The following is an 18,309-nucleotide window of genomic DNA, read 5'->3' on the forward strand; positions in this document are numbered from 1 at the left end:
TCACGCCGGTATCGTATCTGACAGTTTCACGAGATCGCGAATGTCGTCGAACAGCGCATCGTCGCCGATGACGAATCTGTCGACGTTGAGGCGGTTGAGCAGACCACGACCTGCGGCGTCATCCGCCATTCCGAGTAACGACCCCTGCAACCGTGCAAACGTCTCGGTAGACAGACTGCGGCGGGCAACGATGGGGGGAAACCCGTACTGCGGAGATCTCCACGCGACTCTCACGCCCAGAACGGCGTCCGGCACCTGCCTGGTCAGTGTGTCAAAAATATAGCCATCAATTTCGCCTGCCGAAGCAAGACCCGATGTGACGGCTTCGACAACCTTGCGATGGGCGAACGTGAAGAATGCCTTTCCGAAGAAGCGCCGGGGGTCGAGACCGTGCCTGATGAGCTCGGTTCGGGGCACCAGATAACCTGAGTTCGACTGCGGGTCGCTATAGGCGAAGACGGTATTCCTGAGCTCGGTGATACTCGTCGTTGTCGTGTTCGAGGCCGGGACCAGCAGATACGACCGATACAGAGGCTTACCCTGATATTGAGGCACTGCGAGCAGCTTCATGCGGTCCGCATGTGTAACGTACGGATAGCCGCAGATCCAGGCAACGTCAAGCTGGTCCGCCAGCAGCATTTCGGTGATTTCTCCGTAGCTGCCTCGCTGAATAAAGCGAACTTCGTTGCCGAGCTGCGCCTCAAGGCGCGCACGCCATTTCGCCAGCAGCCGTTCCTGGTTGTCCAGAAAAACTGGCGTTGTACCAAACAGGATCTTTCGTGGCGATGCAGCATCGTCGGCGCGTGCCGTTCTTAACGCCGCAACCGCGAGACCGGCGCCGGCCGCACGAAGTATTCTGCGTCTCCCGTTACTGAACGGTAACTCCGACATATCCCCGTCCCCTTTTGCCGTTACCGGCCCGGAACTCATTCCCACGTCTCTGGCGGCATGGAATCGTTCATTCTGGCCTTGCACGGCGTTCTGGTCAATTTGGCATGGAGCTTGCCTACTGCTGCCGAATAGTAACGGTTGCCCACGCCCGTATCAAGGAGACCATATGTCAAAAGAAGTGATCAGTCGGCGCACCTTCCTGAAGGTCGGCGGAACTAGCGTCGCAGCAACTGCGGCGGTGATCGTCAGGCCCGCTGGCGCAGCTTCCGTGGGCCCAGTCCCAGCCCCGGAAACGAGCCATACACTCTTGCCCTACCTGCCCAAAGCTGTTGCCAGTGCCAGCCAGCTTCCGCAAGGCACCCCGCTGGTCTTCAGCTATCCGGATGCCACGTCTCCTTGTGTCGCAGTGAAGCTCGGCGTACCGGCACCGGGGGGAGTGGGTCCCGATCACGATATCGTCGCCTACAGCATGATGTGCACGCACATGGGGTGCCCGGTCGCGTTTGACGCCGGTACGAATACCTTCAAGTGCGGATGCCACTACAGCATGTTCGATGCGGAGAAGTCCGGGCAGATGATCGCAGGTCAGGCTACCGAGAACCTGCCTCGCATCCGGCTCAGTTATGACGAGAAGAGTGGAAGGATTTCGGCAACGGGCGTAGACGGCATGCTGTATGGCCGTCAGGCCAACGTACTGTAGTCAGGGGACGACATGGATAACCAGAACGATCGCATCACGCTGCCGCCAGCAAACGCGCAGCGCACGAACATGACGTGCCACTTCTGCATCGTGGGCTGCGGCTACAACGTGTTCAAGTGGCCAGAAAACATGGAAGGCGGGCGTGCCCCCTCGCAGAATGCGCTCGGGCTCGACTACACGAAACAGCTTCCACCGCTTGCCGTCACGTTGACGCCAGCCATGACGAACGTCGTTGAAGACCGTGACGGCAGCCGTCACCGCATCATGATCGTGCCGGACAAAGAGTGCGTTGTGAACAGTGGCCTCAGCTCAACGCGCGGCGGAAAGATGGCGAGCTACATGTACAACGCTGACGGCCTCACACGCGATCGGTTAAGGAACCCGCGTCTGTACGTCGGTGATCAGTGGGTGGACACCGACTGGGACCGCGCGATGGCGATTTACGCGGGCCTGACGAAGCGCGTCCTGGACAAGGACGGCCCCAGCGGGCTCGTCTTTTCGGCATTCGATCACGGCGGGGGAGGAGGGGGATTCGAAAACACATGGGCGACCGGCAAGCTGATGTTCACCGCGCTGCAAACGCCGATGGTCCGTATCCACAATCGCCCGGCGTATAACTCGGAGTGTCATGCGACGCGCGAAATGGGTATCGGCGAGCTCAACAACTCGTATGAGGACGCGGAGCTGGCAGACGTCCTTATGGCCATCGGTAACAACGCGTATGAAACCCAGACGAATTACTTCCTGAACCACTGGGTTCCGAATCTGCAGGGCGGCACTGCCGACAAGAAGAAGCAGCGCTTTCCTGGAGAAGCTACGCCGGCGACGAGAATCATCTTCGTTGACCCTCGACGCACGCCAACGATTGCAATCGCCGAGCAGGTCGCCGGCGCGGGCAATGTTCTACATCTCGACATCCAGCCCGGCACCGACGTCGCGCTCTTTAACGGCCTTTTCACTTACGTTGTCCAGCAGGGATGGATTGACCGGGACTTCATCAGCCAGCATACGAACGGCTTCGATGATGCGGTGAAGACCAACCGGATGTCACTCGATGAGGCAAGCAAGGTTACCGGTGTGTCCGTGGACAAGCTTCGCACGGCCGCCGAGTGGGCGTACAGGCCGAAGGCCGCGGGCCAGTTACCACGCACAATGCACGCCTATGAAAAGGGCATCATCTGGGGCAACGACAATTACCTGATTCAGTCTTCCCTCGTCGACCTGGTCCTTGCTACGCATAACGTCGGACGTCGGGGTACCGGCGTTGTGCGTATGGGTGGCCATCAGGAGGGATATGCCCGGCCTCCGTATCCAGGCGATTCGAAAATTTATATCGACCAGGCGCTTATCCACGGGAAGGGTCGCATGATGACCTGGTGGGCATGCAACAACTTCCAGACCAGTAACAACGCCGAGGCGCTTCGTGAGGCGGTCCTGCGCCGCTCCCAGATCGTCAAGGATGCCATGCAAAAGGCGAAAGGTGCGACGGATGCCCAGCTGGTCGATGTCATCTTTGACGCCACCAGTAAAGGTGGCCTGTTCGTTACTTCGGTGAATCTCTATCCGACGAAGCTTGCAGAAGCGGCTCACCTGATGCTGCCTGGAGCACATCCCGGAGAAACGAATCTGACCTCGATGAACGGTGAGCGCCGCATCCGGCTCTCGCAGAAATTCATGGACCCGCCCGGCAGCGCGATGGCCGATTCTCTCATCGTTGCCCGGATCGCGAATACGCTCAGGTCGATGTACCAGGCGGAAGGCAACGCGGCAATGACCGCACGCTTCAGTGGGTTCGACTGGAAGACTGAGGAGGACGCCTTCAACGACGGTTTTCGCCAGGCGGGTCAGCCTGGCGCCGGGAAAATAGACAGCCAGGGCGGTTCGACAGGCAATCTCGTCTCGTACGAGCGGCTGCGTGCGGCGGGCAACAATGGCGTGCAACTTCCGGTGCAGTCGTATAGCGGTGGGAAGCTGGTCGGTACGGAAATGCTATACACCGACTCGAAGTTCGACACACCTGACGGCAAGGCGCAGTTCAAGCCCGCGCCGTGGAACGGGTTGCCGAAGACTGTCGAGCAGCAAAAGGATAAGTATCGCTTCTGGATCAACAATGGGCGGAACAATGAGGTCTGGCAGACCGCGTTCCACGACCAGTACAACGAGTTTATCCGGGCACGATATCCGATGGCGTACATCGAAGTGAATCCCGACGACGCCGCTGAACTGAGCCTCGCGGCTGGCGACATCGTCGAAGTGTTCAATGATTTCGGGTCGACGTACGCGATGGCGTACCCCGCGAAGGAAATAAAGCGCAATCAGACGTTCATGATGTTCGGCTACGTCAATGGCATTCAGGGTGACGTGACCACCGACTGGACGGACCGTAATGTCATCCCCTATTACAAGGGTACCTGGGCCAATCTGCGCCGGGTTGGAAGTATGGACGACTACAAGCGGACCGTGAGCTTCAAGAGCCGGCGGTTTGCTTGACACCGGACGTTGCCGCGCATTCGTGCGCGGCGCATATTCAATTAAGGACCATTCAATGAAACGATTGATCACCGCCTGTCTGATGATGTTTGCCGTGACCCATGCATACGCAGATGTCGATGCAGCCAGGGCGCAAGGCATTGCCAGCAAGAACATGTGCTTTAGCTGCCATGCCGTTGACCACAAGGTGGTCGGTCCGGCGTATCACGACGTTGCCCAGAAATATAAAGGGGACGCGTCGGCGATGGCCATATTGATGAAGAAGGTCAAAGGTGGTGGCTCCGGGGTGTGGGGACCCGTTCCAATGCCGCCCAATGCGGGGATTAACGACGCGGACCTGACAATCGTGCTCAACTGGGTGCTGGCCGGTGCGCCCACCCAGTGACCGGCGAGGAATAGCCACCATGCTATCGCCCACGCATCGCATCATTCCGATATTCGCAGCTGCTACGGGGAGGCGTCCGACACCCGCGGGTCAGGCGGTTAGCGGCCCGGTGGTGGACAGGTTGTCCCGGCCATTGCGGGATTTACGTATTTCGCTGACGGACCGGTGCAATTTTCGCTGCACGTACTGCATGCCGACGGAAGTCTTTGGCAAGGACTATCCGTATCTGCCTCGGAATCAGATGCTGTCTTTCGAGGAAATAGTGCAGGTGGCACGTGCGGCTACCGAGCAGGGAGTGGAGAAGATTCGGCTGACTGGCGGTGAACCTTTGCTCCGGAAGGGAATCGAGGTGCTGGTCGGCCAGTTGACGCGATTGCGGACCCGCGATGGCCTCCCGCTCGACGTAACCCTGACCACAAATGGGTCGTTGCTGCGGCAAAAGGCGGCTGCCCTGCGCGACGCGGGTATGACCCGCATCACCGTCAGTCTGGACGCCATCAGTCAGGAGGCGTTCAGCGCGATGAGTGGATCTTCGATGGACGTGCGCGACGTGCTCGACGGAATCGAGTTCGCGAGGACGCTCGGATTCTCACCTGTCAAGGTTAATACTGTTGTAAGACGGGGTGTCAACGAGGACGAAGTGATTCCGATCGTCAGGCATTTCAAGGGTACAGGTGTCACACCCCGCTTCATCGAGTACATGGACGTTGGCAGCACGAACCACTGGGAGCTGCGTGACGTCGTGCCATCGGATGAGCTTGTGCGGCGCATCGGCGGCGTATTTCCATTCGTGCGATCCGGCTCCCGGCCAGGGTCGGTCACTTCGCGTGTGTACGATTTTGCGGATGGCGCAGGTCGCGTCGGCTTTATTTCAAGCGTGACCGAGCCTTTCTGCGCCGATTGCAGCCGGCTTCGGCTAACTGCGGATGGGCGGCTTTTCACCTGCCTGTTCGGTGCTGACGGCTTTGATTTGCGCTCGGTCCTGCGGGGTGGTAGCGACGCGACGGATCTTGGGGAAGCGCTTCGAGGTCTCTGGAGCCGACGGAGCGACCGCTACTCTGAATTACGGAGCGGTGCCGGCGACGCGACCGTCCGGCGCCGTGCCGAGATGTCCGTGCTAGGCGGATGACGTTCGCGCCGGTCCCCGCCAGAAAAATAGGCCGCCGCTAGCGCCGATTGGCCACTGCGGACGATGACAACATCTTTCAGGATGGCCCTTGATGCATGGCTGCGTTAATTGCTGTTGGACATGTCGAATCAGGTAGGCAATACTTCCATAATACTAAATATGTTGTAGTCGACGCCACTTTGCGAGGTGCGTAGAGACTTCTGACCTGACGAAGATTACCAGCGGGTTCGGCCCGTACGCTGCACGTCTGCAGTTACTCATAGACTGCGCGCAGGAGCTTTCCTGTGGGATGACAGCCATCCCACAGGCGGGACAGGCCGCGGAGGTCGTCAGACTGAAGAGGCTGTTCAAGCAGATAACCGCCGCCGCACACGACACGGCCAATGAGATTGAGGCGTCCGGAAGCCGCATCAGGAGCCGCCAACCGCCACCAGACGGCACGTAGTACAAACATGGAGCACGCGCGCGGCAATGACGGGTAACCCCGTCGAGGGCAGGTTGGGTAGCACCTGCACGTTTGGCGTTTGTGCCGCGTAGCAGGTACGACTTTATGCTTCTGCGACGTGCAGCAGTAGCCTTCGAATACCGGTTCATTCGTGGTTTAGGGGACGGTCGCTTTCCAGCTGCCCTTTCGAACGGGAACGCGACCTGACACAGCGATCGCGCACCGTACGGTCGATCCCCAAAGAACATCCCGGATCGGGGGTCAGGAAATCGCGACGTCCGGCATTCATTCTGGACCCCTCAAGAAATTGCGGTCGATGCCGTAATGTCGCAGATAGGGCGAGCCTATGCTTTTGCTGAAATTCAGACCGCCCAAAGCACCTGGACAAACTGATCCGTAAGGGGTAACCATGAGCATAGTGTCCCGACTGGCGTTGACCTTGACTCTCTTCGCGGTTTCTCTATTGGCTTCCGGTGGGTACGGGATGTGGCAGCTACATCGATCGCAATCACGCTTCGAGGATATTTACAGCAACGTACTCCCCGCGATCGCCAACCTCGATTCGATCACTGCCAGCCTGACCGATATCCGGATATATCTGTATCGTCATGCGATGACTCCCGATCCTGCTGGAAAATCCAGAATCGAAGACGTCGTCTCGGAAAGAAAACGAACCCTGAACGATCTTGTTGAAAAATACGCTGCGAGCGGCTTGTCCGACGACAAGGAAAAGGCATTTTCGGATGCGAACAGGGCCAACCTCGCCGACTACGAGGCGGCCACGCTGAAGTTCATGGACACGTCCCGTTCCGGCGACATGGATGCTTCAAAGAAAATGCTCTTTGGCGAGGGCGTGTTGGACACAGCGAGCAAGAAATTACGCGCTGGCCTTGCAGCGCAGATGGACTACAACATGATGCTTGCAAAAGGCCTGCGAAGCGAAAATGGGGCTGCCTATCTGCGCTCTATGCTGACGCTCTGCGCCGGGATCGGGTTGACTTTATTGGTCGCCGGGATTGCGGCATTCAGAGTGCTTGTTCATATCCGCCGAAGCCTGCGTGGCATGCAGATGACCCTGCAGGAAACCAGTGGTTCATTGGATCTCACCCAGCGTGCGCAGGTAAGTGCGATGGATGAAGTCGGACATACGGCCACAGCGTTCAACGCTCTGATCTCGCGCGTGGTGGAAGTCATGACTTCTGTTCGACGTTCGACCGACTCGGTGTCCGTAGCCTCGAAGGAGATCGCGAGCGGCAATTCGGATCTTTCGGCCCGCACCGAAGAACAGGCGGCGTCGCTGGAACAGACAGCGTCCAGCATGACGCAACTGACGGAGACTGTGAAACAGAACACGGACAATGCACGACACGCCAACGCGCTCGCCGTGCGCGCCACTGAGATGGCCGATAATGGCAATGATGTGGTTCAGGCTATGGTCGCGACGATCGGGCAAATCAGCGGCAGCTCGAGCAAGATATCCGAAATTACCGGGGTGATTGAAGGCATCGCGTTCCAGACCAACATCCTTGCTCTGAATGCCGCCGTGGAAGCCGCCCGGGCGGGCGAGCAAGGGCGAGGTTTCGCCGTGGTCGCCAGTGAGGTTCGCAGTCTGGCGCAACGCTCGGCTGCAGCGGCGAAGGAAATCAAGGACCTGATCGGCTCGTCGGTGGCGATGATCCAGGACGGTTCAAAGCAGGCGACAGACGTCGGGACCACGATTGGACAGGTGCGGGTGGCCATCAAGCAAGTCTCCAATATCATCAGTGAGATTGCTGTCGCGTCGGAGGAGCAGAGCCGTGGAATTGAGCAGGTAAATCAGGCCGTCTGCCAGATGGACCAGGTGACGCAGGAAAATGCCGCGCTAGTGGAACAGGCGGCCGCCGCAGCGCATGCACTGGAAGAACAGGCAACGGCGCTGAAGGACGCGGTTTCTGCATTCAAGGTTTTCGACACGGAGCCGTCGGAATCGCGTGTGGCGACCCTCCAAAGGGAGCGCCGTAACATGGTTCCGGATTCCGGTCCTCGGGGCACGCCAGCGGCTCGACTGCCCCGAAAAACGGCAACTGATGTCGCTGACATGCGCAACGCGGGGCTATCTGGCCCTGCCGGGGCAGGTTGGCAAACGTTCTGAGCGATCGGACTGCTGGATACGCGAGGCGTAGCGAGCGTAAAGCCTGTTGGCTGGTACAGCGTTCTCCTTTCGCGGCGCGTACGGAGTGAAAGCTAACCCGGAGTGAGACGATGAAAAAATCCCGTCGTAGTTTTATGATCAGCGCCGTGGGAATCACGTCGTCGATAGTGCTGTCTGGCCGTGCGTCAGCAGACACTGCGCCGGTCCAGGAATCTGACACCAATGCACTCGCGCTTGGATACAGGACCGACGCAAGCAAGGTCGACCTGGCGAAGTATCCCCAGTTCCAGGCAGGGCAAGTCTGCGCGAAGTGCCAGTTTTTCCAGGGAAAGGCTGGCGACGCGATGGCGCCCTGCACGATCTTCGGCGGCAAGCAGGTGAGTGCCAAAGGCTGGTGCAGCGCCTTCGCCAAGAAGGCATGACGAGCGTTCCGGGCATGTCGTGTGTGCTCACTGCAGCGACGCTCGGACCTTGAAGCGCCTGGTGGGCGAGGTGCCGAAATTGACGGGTCCCTCGCGTCCCGACAATCTGGGTAAGAGTCCTGTCTCTGTGCGCCCGCCTGCTCACCGACTGGAAGCGCAAGGGAGTAAAACCCTCGCGCCGGGGGACGATTGGCCTACATGTTTGGGCAACGGCGCCTGCGCACGAAAAAAGGCAGCCGAAGCTGCCCTTGGTCCGAAAGCTCAAGTCGGCTATTGCGAGAAGGTCAACGCGTTCGTCAGATCGCCCATTGGCTTGCTCCCGGCCGCGGCAAGTGCCGCGTTGCGCGACGTCAGACCCGGCAGGTTCGGCAACGAGAACCGGCGAGTGATGAAGCGCAGGATCGAGGTCGTGTCGTACTGCGTGTGATCAACAAAACCCTTCTTCGCAAAGGGTGAAATGATGATCGCGGGGATGCGCGTGCTTGGGCCCCAGCGATCGCCTTTTGGCGGAGCCACATGATCCCAGAACCCGCCATTTTCATCGTAAGTGACGATCACGACCATGTTGTTCCACTGCGGACTCTTCTGCAGATGCGCAATCACGTCGGCGATATGCGTGTCGCCTGTTGTGACGTCGGTGTAGCCCGGATGTTCGTTCTGGTTGCCTTGTGGCTTGTAGAACGTAACCTGCGGCAGGGTTCCGGCGTCAATTGCACTAATGAACGCTGCGCCGTTCGTGCCACCGTCCAGCAGATGCTGGGTGCGATTGGCGGTTCCTGGCGCGAGATCTGCAAAATAGTTAAACGGCTGGTGATGCGGCTGGAAGTTCGGGACAGAGTTCGTCGACCCGTAAATGACGGTGCTGCTGGCGAGTGCTGCATTCCATGACCCGGCATACCATGCCCATGTAATGCCCGCGTTGTTCAGCAGATCGCCAATGTGTTGTTGCGTCTGCGGAGGAAGTGTTGTCGGGATGCTCGGATCGGCGAGGGTAGGGGCGCCACCAGCAGCCGGATTGTTACCGCTTGGCTGATACGGCGGTTGCATCGTGTTAATCGCATAAAAGTCCGGGGTCAGGTTGCCCGAATTAACAAACTTGGGAATCCCGGTTAGCGCCGATGCTGGTGAGTTCGATGCAACCGTCAACGAAACGCCATCTGCATTGACGGCCGAGATCGAACTCGCTGCCGGACTCTTGTCGGCGTTCGGATAGACAGGCGTGCACGCGCATATCAGCCACTGGTGGTTCAGGAACGAGCCGCCAAATGCACCCATGAAGAAGTTATCGGCAAGCGTGTATTGCTGTGCGATCTTGTAGAGCGGCAGCGTGTCAGCACTGGTGTTGTAGTGCCCCATCACGAGCCCGCCGGAATCGGCCCACGCCGCAAACTTGTCGTTCTTTCCGCTGTCGATCTGCATCTGATTCTCATAGAACCGGTGATACAGGTCGCGCGTCGTGATTGACAGGGACGTGTTAAATCCTGCCGGATCGTTGATCGCGAACGGCGAGTTCGGCAAATTTACTGTCATTGCCTGCGTTACCGCCGGCGTCACGCCGGTACCAGTCAGGCCGTTCCAGATCGGGGGTAGCGTGGCAAGGGCAGTACCGTTACGGTCAAGTTGCTGCGCGTTGGCCGTCGTCACGTTCTGCAGACCGTTTGCACCCGGGAAGTTACCGTACAGGTTGTCGAAGCTGCGATTTTCCGCATAGATAACGACGATGTTCTTCACCGATGAGATGTCCGGCTGAGTGCTGACATTGCCGCCGCAAGCAAACAGACCTGCTGCGATCAATGCCGCAATCGGCACCGCGTACACGAGTTTCGTTTTCATCAGATTCTCTCTTTTTGTAGGGGACCGAAGTTTTGAGCGATGCCACAAACACTCTTCTCGGCCCGATCAGTGTCGCAAGTTTGTCTGACACGGCGATGAAACCAGGCACACCAGGAGGAGTGCGCTCATGCAAGCGTCACTGAGCGGTCATCGAACCGCCATAAGCTGCGAGGTCTTCTCTTCAATATCAATCCAACTCATGCCACCATTTACCGCGGACCGACCGTCAGTTTCTACCCGATCCAAAGACCGGGTCGCAGGGCCTCTAAAACGAATGGTTGTTCTTGTTGGTGCGCTCGGTGTAGTCATGCTTAATGGTTGCGATTCGCACGTCGGAGAGACTGCTTCGCAACCCGCTCCGGTCGCCGCAGTTCCTGTGAGCCAGGCGGCGCAAGGGCAGTCGCGCGCCGAGGTCTTTGCCGCTGTCAAAGCAATGACGGCTGTTGGTGAAAAGATATTCTTTGATCCATCTTTGTCCGGCTCGGGCAAGCTTGCCTGCGCGTCATGCCACAGTCCGACTCATGCGTTTGGACCACCAAACGCCTTGTCAGTACAACTGGGTGGCAGCGACATGAATCGTCCCGGAATGCGCGCTGTACCTTCTCTCAAGTACCTGCAGTCGGTCCCCCAGTTCACCGAGCACTTCCATGACTCGGACGACGAAGGAGACGAAAGTGTTGATGCCGGTCCGACCGGAGGATTGACGTGGGATGGGCGGGTCGATCACGGGGCGGACCAGGCGCGCATGCCCCTGCTGTCGTCGTTCGAGATGGGTAGCTCGCCGGCAAGGGTTGTGGCCGCGGTAAAGGCGGCGCCATACGCAGATGCATTCCGTCAGGCTTTCGGCGCGAATATCTTTAATAGTGACGACAAGGCGTTCCAGTCCGTACTGCTTGCTCTGGAGACATTCGAACAGGCGCCGCAGAAGTTCTACCCGTACACAAGCAAGTTCGATGCGTACATCGCGGGGAAGATCACGTTGAACACCGCAGAGTTACACGGCCTGGAGTTGTTTAACGACGAGCGCAAGGGCAATTGTGCGTCCTGCCACATCAGCAAGCGAGCAAAGGATGGTTCGCCCCCCCAGTTCAGTGATTTTGGGCTCATTGCAATTGGTGTACCACGCAACCGCACGCTGGCAGTCAACAGGGATCCGAAATTCTACGACCTGGGTGCATGCGGTCCAGAGCGGACCGATTTGAAGGGCCGCGATGAATATTGTGGCGTGTTCCGCACGCCCTCGCTTCGGAATGTCGCGCTGCGCAAGACATTCTTCCACAACGGGATTTACCACTCGCTGGAGCAGGTGGTGCGCTTCTACGCCGAGCGCGATACGAATCCGGAGAAGTTCTATCCGGTCTCGAAGGGCGCGGTACAGAAATTTGACGATCTGCCGAAGCGCTACTGGGCGAACCTGAACACGGATCCACCGTTCGATCGCAAACGCGGCGAGAAGCCGGCACTAGATGAGGCCGAGATCAGGGATGTCGTTTCGTTCCTCAACACCCTCACCGACGGCTATGAGCCACCCGCGAACTGAACGGCCCTTCATCCGCCGGGGGTAGACGCGGCTGTTGCGAGAATATACCGGCGCCCGGAGCTCGTTCGCAAAAGCGCGTGTGGGCTGGCAGAAGAGGGCACCGGATCGCACCGATCGCAGACGAAAGCATGGTCGTCAGCGGGCGCGCATTCCGGTCAGGCCGTCACCGGCCAGCACTTCACTTTCCTGCTGGGCGCGCAGGCAGTCGAATCCACCCCCTGGCAACAGTTGTCGGTCAGGAAGCCTATCAGCTCGTTGGCGTGTCCGATTTCAGGCGAGTAGTACACAAATCGCCCCTCCTGGCGGGACGTGACGAGACCTGCGTGGGTCAGTTCTTTCAGATGAAAAGACAGGGTCGCAGTAGCCAGCTCCAGCTCAGCCTGGATCACACCCACGCTCAGGCCGTTCGGGCCAGCACTTACGAGCAGTCGAAAAATACCCAGTCGCGTCGGCTGCGCCAGCGCGGACAGGGCTTTGATAGCGTCTTTTTCCTTCATGATGCCGGTATAGTCAGGATCAGCCGAGGATTTTAACCCGACTGGGATGACTGCCATACGACGGAGTGTTTACGGCCAGGGTACATCGCGGCGCCACGAGGTATCGCCGCATCGACCCGTGCGACTGTCCATGAGCCGGTCGCTATCGTGGAGGTCTACTGCGGCCGCGAAACAGCATTCTGCTAGCCAGTGTGGCAACCGTCGAAACTGCGGCATAAGCGAGCACCGCCCCTGTGAGTCCGACGAAAATCAAATTCAGAATTGCCGCGGCCGCGAAGATCATTTGCATGAGCCCGAGCGAGAGCCGCAGCACACCCCACACCAGGTAATGCTTTTCGTGTGAACTCAAGGTGGGCGCGGCGCTCGAAGCAGTGGGATTCCCATTGGACGGATGCGTGCTGCCCGTGTGCTCGCGATGCCTGAACACTTTCATTTGCTCAGCGTCCCACTCTGAATGGAAGGTTTTCGCACGCCAGCATCGGCGCTGCGCCACCGTCCGGTTACCCAGTCTACGCGGCTTTCACGGCACGCTGGGGCGGGGGGGAGAATCTGGTCAGCCGGTAGCCGCTGCCACGCACCGTCTCGAACATCGAGTCATAGCCGAACGGCTTCAGGGACGACCGGAGACGCTTGATGTGCACGTCAATCGTTCGCTCCTCGATAAAAACGTGGTCGCCCCAGACCTGGTCGAGAACAACGGATCGACTGTGGACGCGTTCCGGGTGCGTGAGAAAGAAATGCAGAAGCTTGAACTCGGTCGGTCCGAGATGCACCTGCTGTTCTACACCGCTTTCTTTCACACAGACCCGGCGAGTAGAGGGGTCGAGTGTGAGGCCGTTTATCGTCACGGCGTCGTTAGTGAGCTGCGGCGCCCGTCGGCGCAGAACTGCCTTGATGCGCGCGACCAGTTCTTTTGGCGAGAATGGCTTGGCCATGTAGTCGTCGGCTCCAGCCTCGAGCCCGTCCACAAGGTCCTGCTCTTCGTTGCGCGCGGTCAGCATGATGACCGGCACTTCCTTCGTACGTGAGTCCGAACGCAGTTTGCGAAGGAATACCAGACCAGATGTGCCGGGCAGCATCCAGTCCAGCACGATGAGGTCGGGGAGTATCTCTGCCACCAGCGCATTGGCGGCATCAACGCCGCGCGCCTGCAGCGGATGGTACCCCGCGTGTTTTATGTTGATGGCTAGCAACTCGGCAATGGCCGGCTCATCTTCAACAATCAGAACGCTGGCGGGCATCTCATCTCCTCCGTTAATCGTCCGTACCCAGGGCTTCCCGCTCGAGCTGCTCCCGGGACACGTGACGGACGTCGGTACCCTTGACGACATAGACGATAAATTCGGCGATGTTTGTGGCGTGGTCACCGATGCGCTCGATGGCCTTCGCAACAAACAGGTAGTCGAGACCCACCGAGATGCTGCGGGGATCTTCCATCATGTAGGTCACAAGCTTTCGCACGAAGGCACGAAACTCCTCATCGATCGCCTGGTCATCCTGCACAATCTGCGCCGCTGCAACGGTATCGAGCCGCGCGAATGCATCAAGCGCCCTGCGAAGCATATGCGAGGCCATCTCGCCGGCGAGCTTGATTTCAGCGATATTGATGGTCCGCGAGCCGCTGTCCTGGGCGATGCGGCGCGTCCGCTTTGCTATCTTCCTGGCCTCATCGCCGGCGCGTTCGAGGTTGGTAATGCTCTTCGAGACTGCCATCAGAAGCCGCAGGTCGCGGGCGGCCGGCTGGCGACGGGCGATGATGTTGCTAAGTTCCTCATCAATCTCAATTTCCATCGCGTTGAGCCGGTGTTCGTCCTCCATGACCTGCTCGACAATGGTGAGATCGAACGTGTTCAGTGCCACCATTGCCCGCGCAATCTGCGACTCCACCAGTCCGCCCATTTCGAGCAGCCTGCTGGAAAGCAGATTGAGGTCTGCATCGAACTGGCTGGAGAGATGTTTATCCGGCATGTGCGCCTCCTCAGCCGAAGCGGCCGGTAATGTAATCCTCGGTAGCCTTTTCTTTGGGCTTCGAGAAAATCTGTTCGGTAGCGCCGAACTCCACGAGTTTGCCCAGGTGCATGAAGGCCGTGTGCTCGGAAACGCGTGCCGCCTGCTGCATGTTGTGCGTCACGATAACCACCGTGTAGTGCTTGCGCAATGTGTGCAGGAGATCCTCAATCTTGCCTGTGGCAATCGGGTCCAGCGCGGATGTTGGCTCATCCAGCAGCAACACTTCAGGATCGATGGCAAGCGCGCGGGCAATGCACAGGCGCTGCTGCTGTCCGCCCGAGAGCGCAAGCGCGCTCTGGTCGAGCTTGTCCCTGACCTCGTCCCAGAGCGCCGCCTGGCGCAGGGCAAACTCAACCCGTTCGTCGAGTTCACTGCGAGACAGATCTTCGTGATGTGTGATGGCCAGTGCGACGTTGTCGTAAATCGACATTGTGAAAGGCGTCGGCTTCTGAAAGACCATCCCGACCTTCAACCGTAATTCGTTCAGTTTAAAGCGCGGCTCCAGAATGTTCTTTCCGTCGAGTTCAACGGTACCGGTCGCAGTCTGATCCGGATATATCGAGTACATCCGGTTCAGTACACGCAGCAGGGTCGACTTGCCACAACCGGATCCGCCGATGATGGCAGTCACTTCGCGGTCCGGAAAATCGACATTGACGTCGTACAGTGCCTGACGGCGGCCGTAGTGGAAGTTCAGTCCGCGCACACTGATGCGCGCTTTGGTCGTTCGGGCGGATGGCATCTTAACTGGAGGCATGAGCGCGATTGAAGAAGCTGCGGGACAGGATGGCCAATGCCAGCACGAAGACAGTCATCAGGAACGCACCTGCCCACGCGAGCGTGTGCCAGGCTTCGTACGGGCTCATCGCATACTGGAAGATGACAACCGGGATGTTGGCGAGAGGTCCAGTCGGCGTGGTCGACCAGTACTGGTTATTCAGTGCCGTGAACAGCAGCGGTGCCGTTTCTCCACTAATACGCGCGACCGCAAGCAGGGCACCTGTCACGATGCCGGCGCTCGCGGCTTTCAGCAGGATGCGGGAACTGATTTTCCACCGAGGAATGCCGAGCGACAATGCGGCCTCTCTCATGCTGTCCGGGATGAGCTGAAGCATCTCGTCAGTGGTGCGGATGACAACAGGCAGCATGATGATGGCCAATGCAACCGCACCGGCCCAGCCGGAAAAGTGTCCCATCGGCCGGACGATGAGCTCGTAGGTGAACAGACCAATGACGATCGAGGGGGCGCTCAGCAGGATGTCGTTGACGAAGCGGACGACTGCACCCAGGCGGGTTTTTCGCGCATATTCGGCCAGGTAGACGCCGGCGAGCAGACCCAGGGGCACCCCGATGACCGAGGCAATGCCAATCATCAGGAAACTGCCATATAGGGCGTTTAGCAGGCCACCTTGCTGTCCAGGCGGAGGCGTCATCTGGGTGAAGAGGCTGGGGCCTAACGCCCCAAAACCGTTGATAACAGTGGTAGCGAGAATCCAGAACAGCCAGAACAGACCAAAAAGTGTCGACAACACCGACAGCACAAACACGACGTTATTCGCCATGCGGCGGCGCCTGAACTTCCCCATATCGAAGCCTTCCATTACTTTGCTCCTTCCATGCGGTTGAGTCGCAACAGCAGCAGCTTCGCGAATGCGAGCACGATGAACGTGACAACGAAGAGGACAAAGCCGAGGGCGATCAGCGAGGACAGGTAGATGGACGAGTCGGCTTCCGTGAATTCGTTGGCAAGCGTTGCCGCGATCGAGTTGCTCGGGTCGAGCAACGAAACGCTCAGGTCATGCGCATTGCCTAGCACAAAGGTCACTGCCATCGTTTCGCCGAGCGCGCGCCCCAGTCCCAGGAAGATGGCACCGATGACGGCGGACCGGGTGTAGGGCAGAACGACCTTGCGAATTACCTCCCATCGCGTCGCACCGAGTGCGAAAGCCGACTCCTTGAGCATCTGTGGCGTGGCCGAGAATACGTCGCGCATCACTGCCGTGATGAACGGAATAATCATGATGCCGAGGATGAGGCCAGCGGGCAGCATCCCCAACCCTATGGGTGCGCCAGAAAACAGCGGGCCAATGAGCCACGCGTTACCGAGGTTATCGATAAGCCACGGCTCGACGTGGTCGGCCAACACGGGGGCAAAAACGAACAGCCCCCACATGCCGTAGATGATGCTCGGGATAGCAGCGAGCAATTCGATCGCTGTGCTGACCGGGCCTTTCATCCAGCGTGGCGCGATCTCCGTGAGGAACATTGCGATGCCAAAGCTGATGGGTACGGCAACCAGCAACGCAAGAAATGAACTTACCAGCGTGCCGTAAATTGGAATCAACGCGCCAAACTTGTGAGCCACCGCGTCCCAATCGGTGCTGACCAGGAAGTGCCAGCCGAACGTCTGAAATGCCAGGCGTCCACCCCACAACATGGACAGTGCGGCACCTGACAGAATGATCAGAACAACGATAGCGGCGCCGGCGGAAGCAAACCAGAACATCCGGTCGGCCAGTTCGTCCGGTAGCCACCGCCTGCGCTCCCGGAATGTCAGTTCTGTCCCGAGCGTGGCACCCTTGCGGCGCTCGCCGGATACTCCTTTCGCCAGGTCTTCAGCCGTGGTTGGCATATGCTTCTCTCGCGATGGCGGTGCGGCGAACAGTCGCCGCACCGCTGTGGATTGCGGACAATCAGAACTTGAAATTGTTCGACCAGTAGGACTCGATCTGCTTGACCAGGGCATCCGGCAAGGGGACATAATCAAGCGACTGAGCTTGCGATTGGCCCTTTTCCAGCGCCCACTTGAAGAAGTCGACGGTCGCCTTCGACTGGGCGGCATTCTTCGGCTGCTTGTACATGATGATGAACGTCGTGGCGGTGACCGGATACGCATCCGGCCCGGCGGCATCGGTCATGACGAGATCGAAGTCCTGCGCCTTGGTCCAGTCAGCAGTCGCGGCAGCGGCCTGGAACGATTTGGCGTTCGGCTCCACGAAGTTGCCTGCCTTGTTCTGGATTGAGCCGTACGTCATCTTGTTTTGCAGCACATACGCGTACTCAACGTAACCGACGGAATTCTTCAGACGGTTTACGTATGCGGCAACACCTTCGTTACCCTTTCCACCCACACCGGTCGGCCACGCAACGGAGGTACCTTCGCCGACCTTGCTTTTCCATTCCGGGCTGACCTTCGACAGGTAATTGACCCAGTTGAACGTGGTGCCCGAGCCATCGGAGCGATGCACCACCGTGATGCTCGCGTCAGGCAGCTTCAGGCCCGGGTTGACCTTAACGATGGCCGGGTCATTCCACTTCTTGATTTTGCCCAGATAAATGTCGGCAAGGAGCGGGCCAGTAAAGCGAATCTTGCCCGGGGCCACGCCTTCGATGTTCACAACCGGCACAACACCACCAACGACTGACGGGAATTGCCCCATGCCCTTGGCATTCAGGTCTTCCACGGACATCGGCATGTCACTCGCACCAAAATCCACCGTTGCGGCCTTGATCTGCGCAATTCCGCCGCCGGAGCCGATGGACTGGTAGTTGACCTTGTTACCCGACGCCTGGTTGTAGTCAGAAGACCACTTCGACAGAATGGGATACACGAAGGTGGAGCCTGCGCCCGTAATCTCTGCCGCGTGCGCGGCAACCACGAAGGTTGCAGCAACCACAGCACCCGTCAGACGTTGCACGAACCGCTTGTTCATCTTGGTCATCCTCAGTAGATTAAAGATCATCTCTATGAAACTAGATGCGTTACGACTGTCGGGATGCTAAGTATAGTTCGTGACAATCCGGTGACAAGAGTTGGCGTTCGTGAAATTTTTGTG

17 protein-coding genes are annotated in these 18,309 nt (G+C 58.8%); 7 read left to right on the top strand and 10 right to left on the bottom strand.

The window, feature by feature from the left end:
- A complete protein-coding gene (locus AC57B6_RS28770) occupies window positions 1–891 on the bottom strand; it encodes a substrate-binding domain-containing protein (protein WP_496422605.1) in 891 nt (296 codons plus the stop codon).
- 166 nt (window positions 892–1,057) lie between these two features.
- Here AC57B6_RS28770 and AC57B6_RS28775 point away from each other — a divergent pair, with 166 nt between their 5' ends.
- The 6 genes from AC57B6_RS28775 (at window position 1,058) to AC57B6_RS28800 (ending at window position 8,593) form a co-directional block, all read left to right on the top strand.
- Window positions 1,058–1,591: an arsenate reductase (azurin) small subunit gene (locus tag AC57B6_RS28775; protein ID WP_496422606.1), complete on the top strand. Its 534-nt coding sequence runs from the start codon at window positions 1,058–1,060 to the stop codon at window positions 1,589–1,591.
- 12 nt (window positions 1,592–1,603) lie between these two features.
- Window positions 1,604–4,081 (top strand): arsenate reductase (azurin) large subunit, encoded by a 2,478-nt coding sequence (locus tag AC57B6_RS28780; RefSeq protein WP_496422607.1) that lies wholly within the window; start codon window positions 1,604–1,606, stop codon window positions 4,079–4,081.
- Window positions 4,082–4,136: 55 nt separating this feature from the next.
- Window positions 4,137–4,466 carry a c-type cytochrome gene (locus tag AC57B6_RS28785; protein WP_496422608.1) on the top strand — a complete coding sequence of 110 codons (330 nt, stop codon included), beginning with the start codon at window positions 4,137–4,139 and terminating at the stop codon, window positions 4,464–4,466.
- Between the two features lie 19 nt (window positions 4,467–4,485).
- Complete coding sequence (moaA, locus tag AC57B6_RS28790) at window positions 4,486–5,595, top strand: GTP 3',8-cyclase MoaA (RefSeq protein ID WP_496422609.1); 1,110 nt, start codon at window positions 4,486–4,488, stop codon at window positions 5,593–5,595.
- 854 nt (window positions 5,596–6,449) lie between these two features.
- Complete coding sequence (locus AC57B6_RS28795) at window positions 6,450–8,171, top strand: methyl-accepting chemotaxis protein (RefSeq protein ID WP_496422610.1); 1,722 nt, start codon at window positions 6,450–6,452, stop codon at window positions 8,169–8,171.
- A gap of 110 nt (window positions 8,172–8,281) precedes the next feature.
- On the top strand, window positions 8,282–8,593 hold the full coding sequence (locus AC57B6_RS28800; protein WP_496422611.1) for a high-potential iron-sulfur protein: 312 nt from the start codon (window positions 8,282–8,284) through the stop codon (window positions 8,591–8,593).
- Between the two features lie 270 nt (window positions 8,594–8,863).
- Here AC57B6_RS28800 and AC57B6_RS28805 read toward each other — a convergent pair whose 3' ends face one another.
- Complete coding sequence (locus AC57B6_RS28805; RefSeq protein WP_496422612.1) at window positions 8,864–10,426, bottom strand: acid phosphatase; 1,563 nt, start codon at window positions 10,424–10,426, stop codon at window positions 8,864–8,866.
- A gap of 274 nt (window positions 10,427–10,700) precedes the next feature.
- On the opposite strand from AC57B6_RS28805, the gene AC57B6_RS28810 reads away from it, so the two are divergent.
- A complete protein-coding gene (locus tag AC57B6_RS28810) occupies window positions 10,701–11,966 on the top strand; it encodes a cytochrome-c peroxidase (protein ID WP_496422613.1) in 1,266 nt (421 codons plus the stop codon).
- A gap of 155 nt (window positions 11,967–12,121) precedes the next feature.
- Here the strand turns inward: AC57B6_RS28810 and AC57B6_RS28815 are convergent, their stop codons facing one another.
- The 8 genes from AC57B6_RS28815 to pstS form a co-directional block, all read right to left on the bottom strand.
- Window positions 12,122–12,520: an ArsR/SmtB family transcription factor gene (locus AC57B6_RS28815; protein ID WP_496422614.1), complete on the bottom strand. Its 399-nt coding sequence runs from the start codon at window positions 12,518–12,520 to the stop codon at window positions 12,122–12,124.
- An 85-nt stretch (window positions 12,521–12,605) separates the two neighbouring features.
- Window positions 12,606–12,896, bottom strand: coding sequence for a hypothetical protein (locus tag AC57B6_RS28820; RefSeq protein WP_496422615.1), 291 nt, complete (start codon window positions 12,894–12,896; stop codon window positions 12,606–12,608).
- A gap of 76 nt (window positions 12,897–12,972) precedes the next feature.
- Window positions 12,973–13,704: a phosphate regulon transcriptional regulator PhoB gene (gene phoB / locus AC57B6_RS28825; protein ID WP_496422616.1), complete on the bottom strand. Its 732-nt coding sequence runs from the start codon at window positions 13,702–13,704 to the stop codon at window positions 12,973–12,975.
- 13 nt (window positions 13,705–13,717) lie between these two features.
- A complete protein-coding gene (gene phoU, locus AC57B6_RS28830; protein WP_496422617.1) occupies window positions 13,718–14,431 on the bottom strand; it encodes a phosphate signaling complex protein PhoU in 714 nt (237 codons plus the stop codon).
- A 10-nt stretch (window positions 14,432–14,441) separates the two neighbouring features.
- Window positions 14,442–15,215, bottom strand: coding sequence for a phosphate ABC transporter ATP-binding protein PstB (gene pstB, locus AC57B6_RS28835; protein ID WP_496422618.1), 774 nt, complete (start codon window positions 15,213–15,215; stop codon window positions 14,442–14,444).
- A 1-nt stretch (window position 15,216) separates the two neighbouring features.
- Complete coding sequence (gene pstA, locus AC57B6_RS28840) at window positions 15,217–16,074, bottom strand: phosphate ABC transporter permease PstA (RefSeq protein ID WP_496422619.1); 858 nt, start codon at window positions 16,072–16,074, stop codon at window positions 15,217–15,219.
- Complete coding sequence (gene pstC / locus AC57B6_RS28845) at window positions 16,074–17,105, bottom strand: phosphate ABC transporter permease subunit PstC (RefSeq protein ID WP_496422620.1); 1,032 nt, start codon at window positions 17,103–17,105, stop codon at window positions 16,074–16,076. The genes pstA and pstC overlap by 1 nt, the downstream gene beginning before the upstream one ends.
- Window positions 17,106–17,166: 61 nt before the next feature.
- Window positions 17,167–18,186 carry a phosphate ABC transporter substrate-binding protein PstS gene (pstS, locus tag AC57B6_RS28850; protein ID WP_496422621.1) on the bottom strand — a complete coding sequence of 340 codons (1,020 nt, stop codon included), beginning with the start codon at window positions 18,184–18,186 and terminating at the stop codon, window positions 17,167–17,169.
- Window positions 18,187–18,309 lie beyond the last annotated feature (123 nt).

It is taken from the genome of Paraburkholderia sp. BGA-UO-ETr-F12 (assembly GCF_059567945.1).

Bases quoted from the DNA above. Each gene is read 5' to 3' on its own strand.
- phoB (WP_496422616.1), bottom strand. From the start codon at position 13,704: ATGCCCGCCAGCGTTCTGATTGTTGAAGATGAGCCGGCCATTGCCGAG.
- AC57B6_RS28815 (WP_496422614.1), bottom strand. From the start codon at position 12,520: ATGGCAGTCATCCCAGTCGGGTTAAAATCCTCGGCTGATCCTGACTAT.
- pstS (WP_496422621.1), bottom strand. From the start codon at position 18,186: ATGAACAAGCGGTTCGTGCAACGTCTGACGGGTGCTGTGGTTGCTGCA.
- phoU (WP_496422617.1), bottom strand. From the start codon at position 14,431: ATGCCGGATAAACATCTCTCCAGCCAGTTCGATGCAGACCTCAATCTG.
- AC57B6_RS28805 (WP_496422612.1), bottom strand. From the start codon at position 10,426: ATGAAAACGAAACTCGTGTACGCGGTGCCGATTGCGGCATTGATCGCA.
- pstC (WP_496422620.1), bottom strand. From the start codon at position 17,105: ATGCCAACCACGGCTGAAGACCTGGCGAAAGGAGTATCCGGCGAGCGC.
- AC57B6_RS28780 (WP_496422607.1), top strand. From the start codon at position 1,604: ATGGATAACCAGAACGATCGCATCACGCTGCCGCCAGCAAACGCGCAG.
- AC57B6_RS28770 (WP_496422605.1), bottom strand. From the start codon at position 891: ATGTCGGAGTTACCGTTCAGTAACGGGAGACGCAGAATACTTCGTGCG.
- AC57B6_RS28775 (WP_496422606.1), top strand. From the start codon at position 1,058: ATGTCAAAAGAAGTGATCAGTCGGCGCACCTTCCTGAAGGTCGGCGGA.
- AC57B6_RS28820 (WP_496422615.1), bottom strand. From the start codon at position 12,896: ATGAAAGTGTTCAGGCATCGCGAGCACACGGGCAGCACGCATCCGTCC.
- pstA (WP_496422619.1), bottom strand. From the start codon at position 16,074: ATGGAAGGCTTCGATATGGGGAAGTTCAGGCGCCGCCGCATGGCGAAT.
- moaA (WP_496422609.1), top strand. From the start codon at position 4,486: ATGCTATCGCCCACGCATCGCATCATTCCGATATTCGCAGCTGCTACG.
- AC57B6_RS28795 (WP_496422610.1), top strand. From the start codon at position 6,450: ATGAGCATAGTGTCCCGACTGGCGTTGACCTTGACTCTCTTCGCGGTT.
- pstB (WP_496422618.1), bottom strand. From the start codon at position 15,215: ATGCCATCCGCCCGAACGACCAAAGCGCGCATCAGTGTGCGCGGACTG.
- AC57B6_RS28810 (WP_496422613.1), top strand. From the start codon at position 10,701: ATGGTTGTTCTTGTTGGTGCGCTCGGTGTAGTCATGCTTAATGGTTGC.
- AC57B6_RS28785 (WP_496422608.1), top strand. From the start codon at position 4,137: ATGAAACGATTGATCACCGCCTGTCTGATGATGTTTGCCGTGACCCAT.
- AC57B6_RS28800 (WP_496422611.1), top strand. From the start codon at position 8,282: ATGAAAAAATCCCGTCGTAGTTTTATGATCAGCGCCGTGGGAATCACG.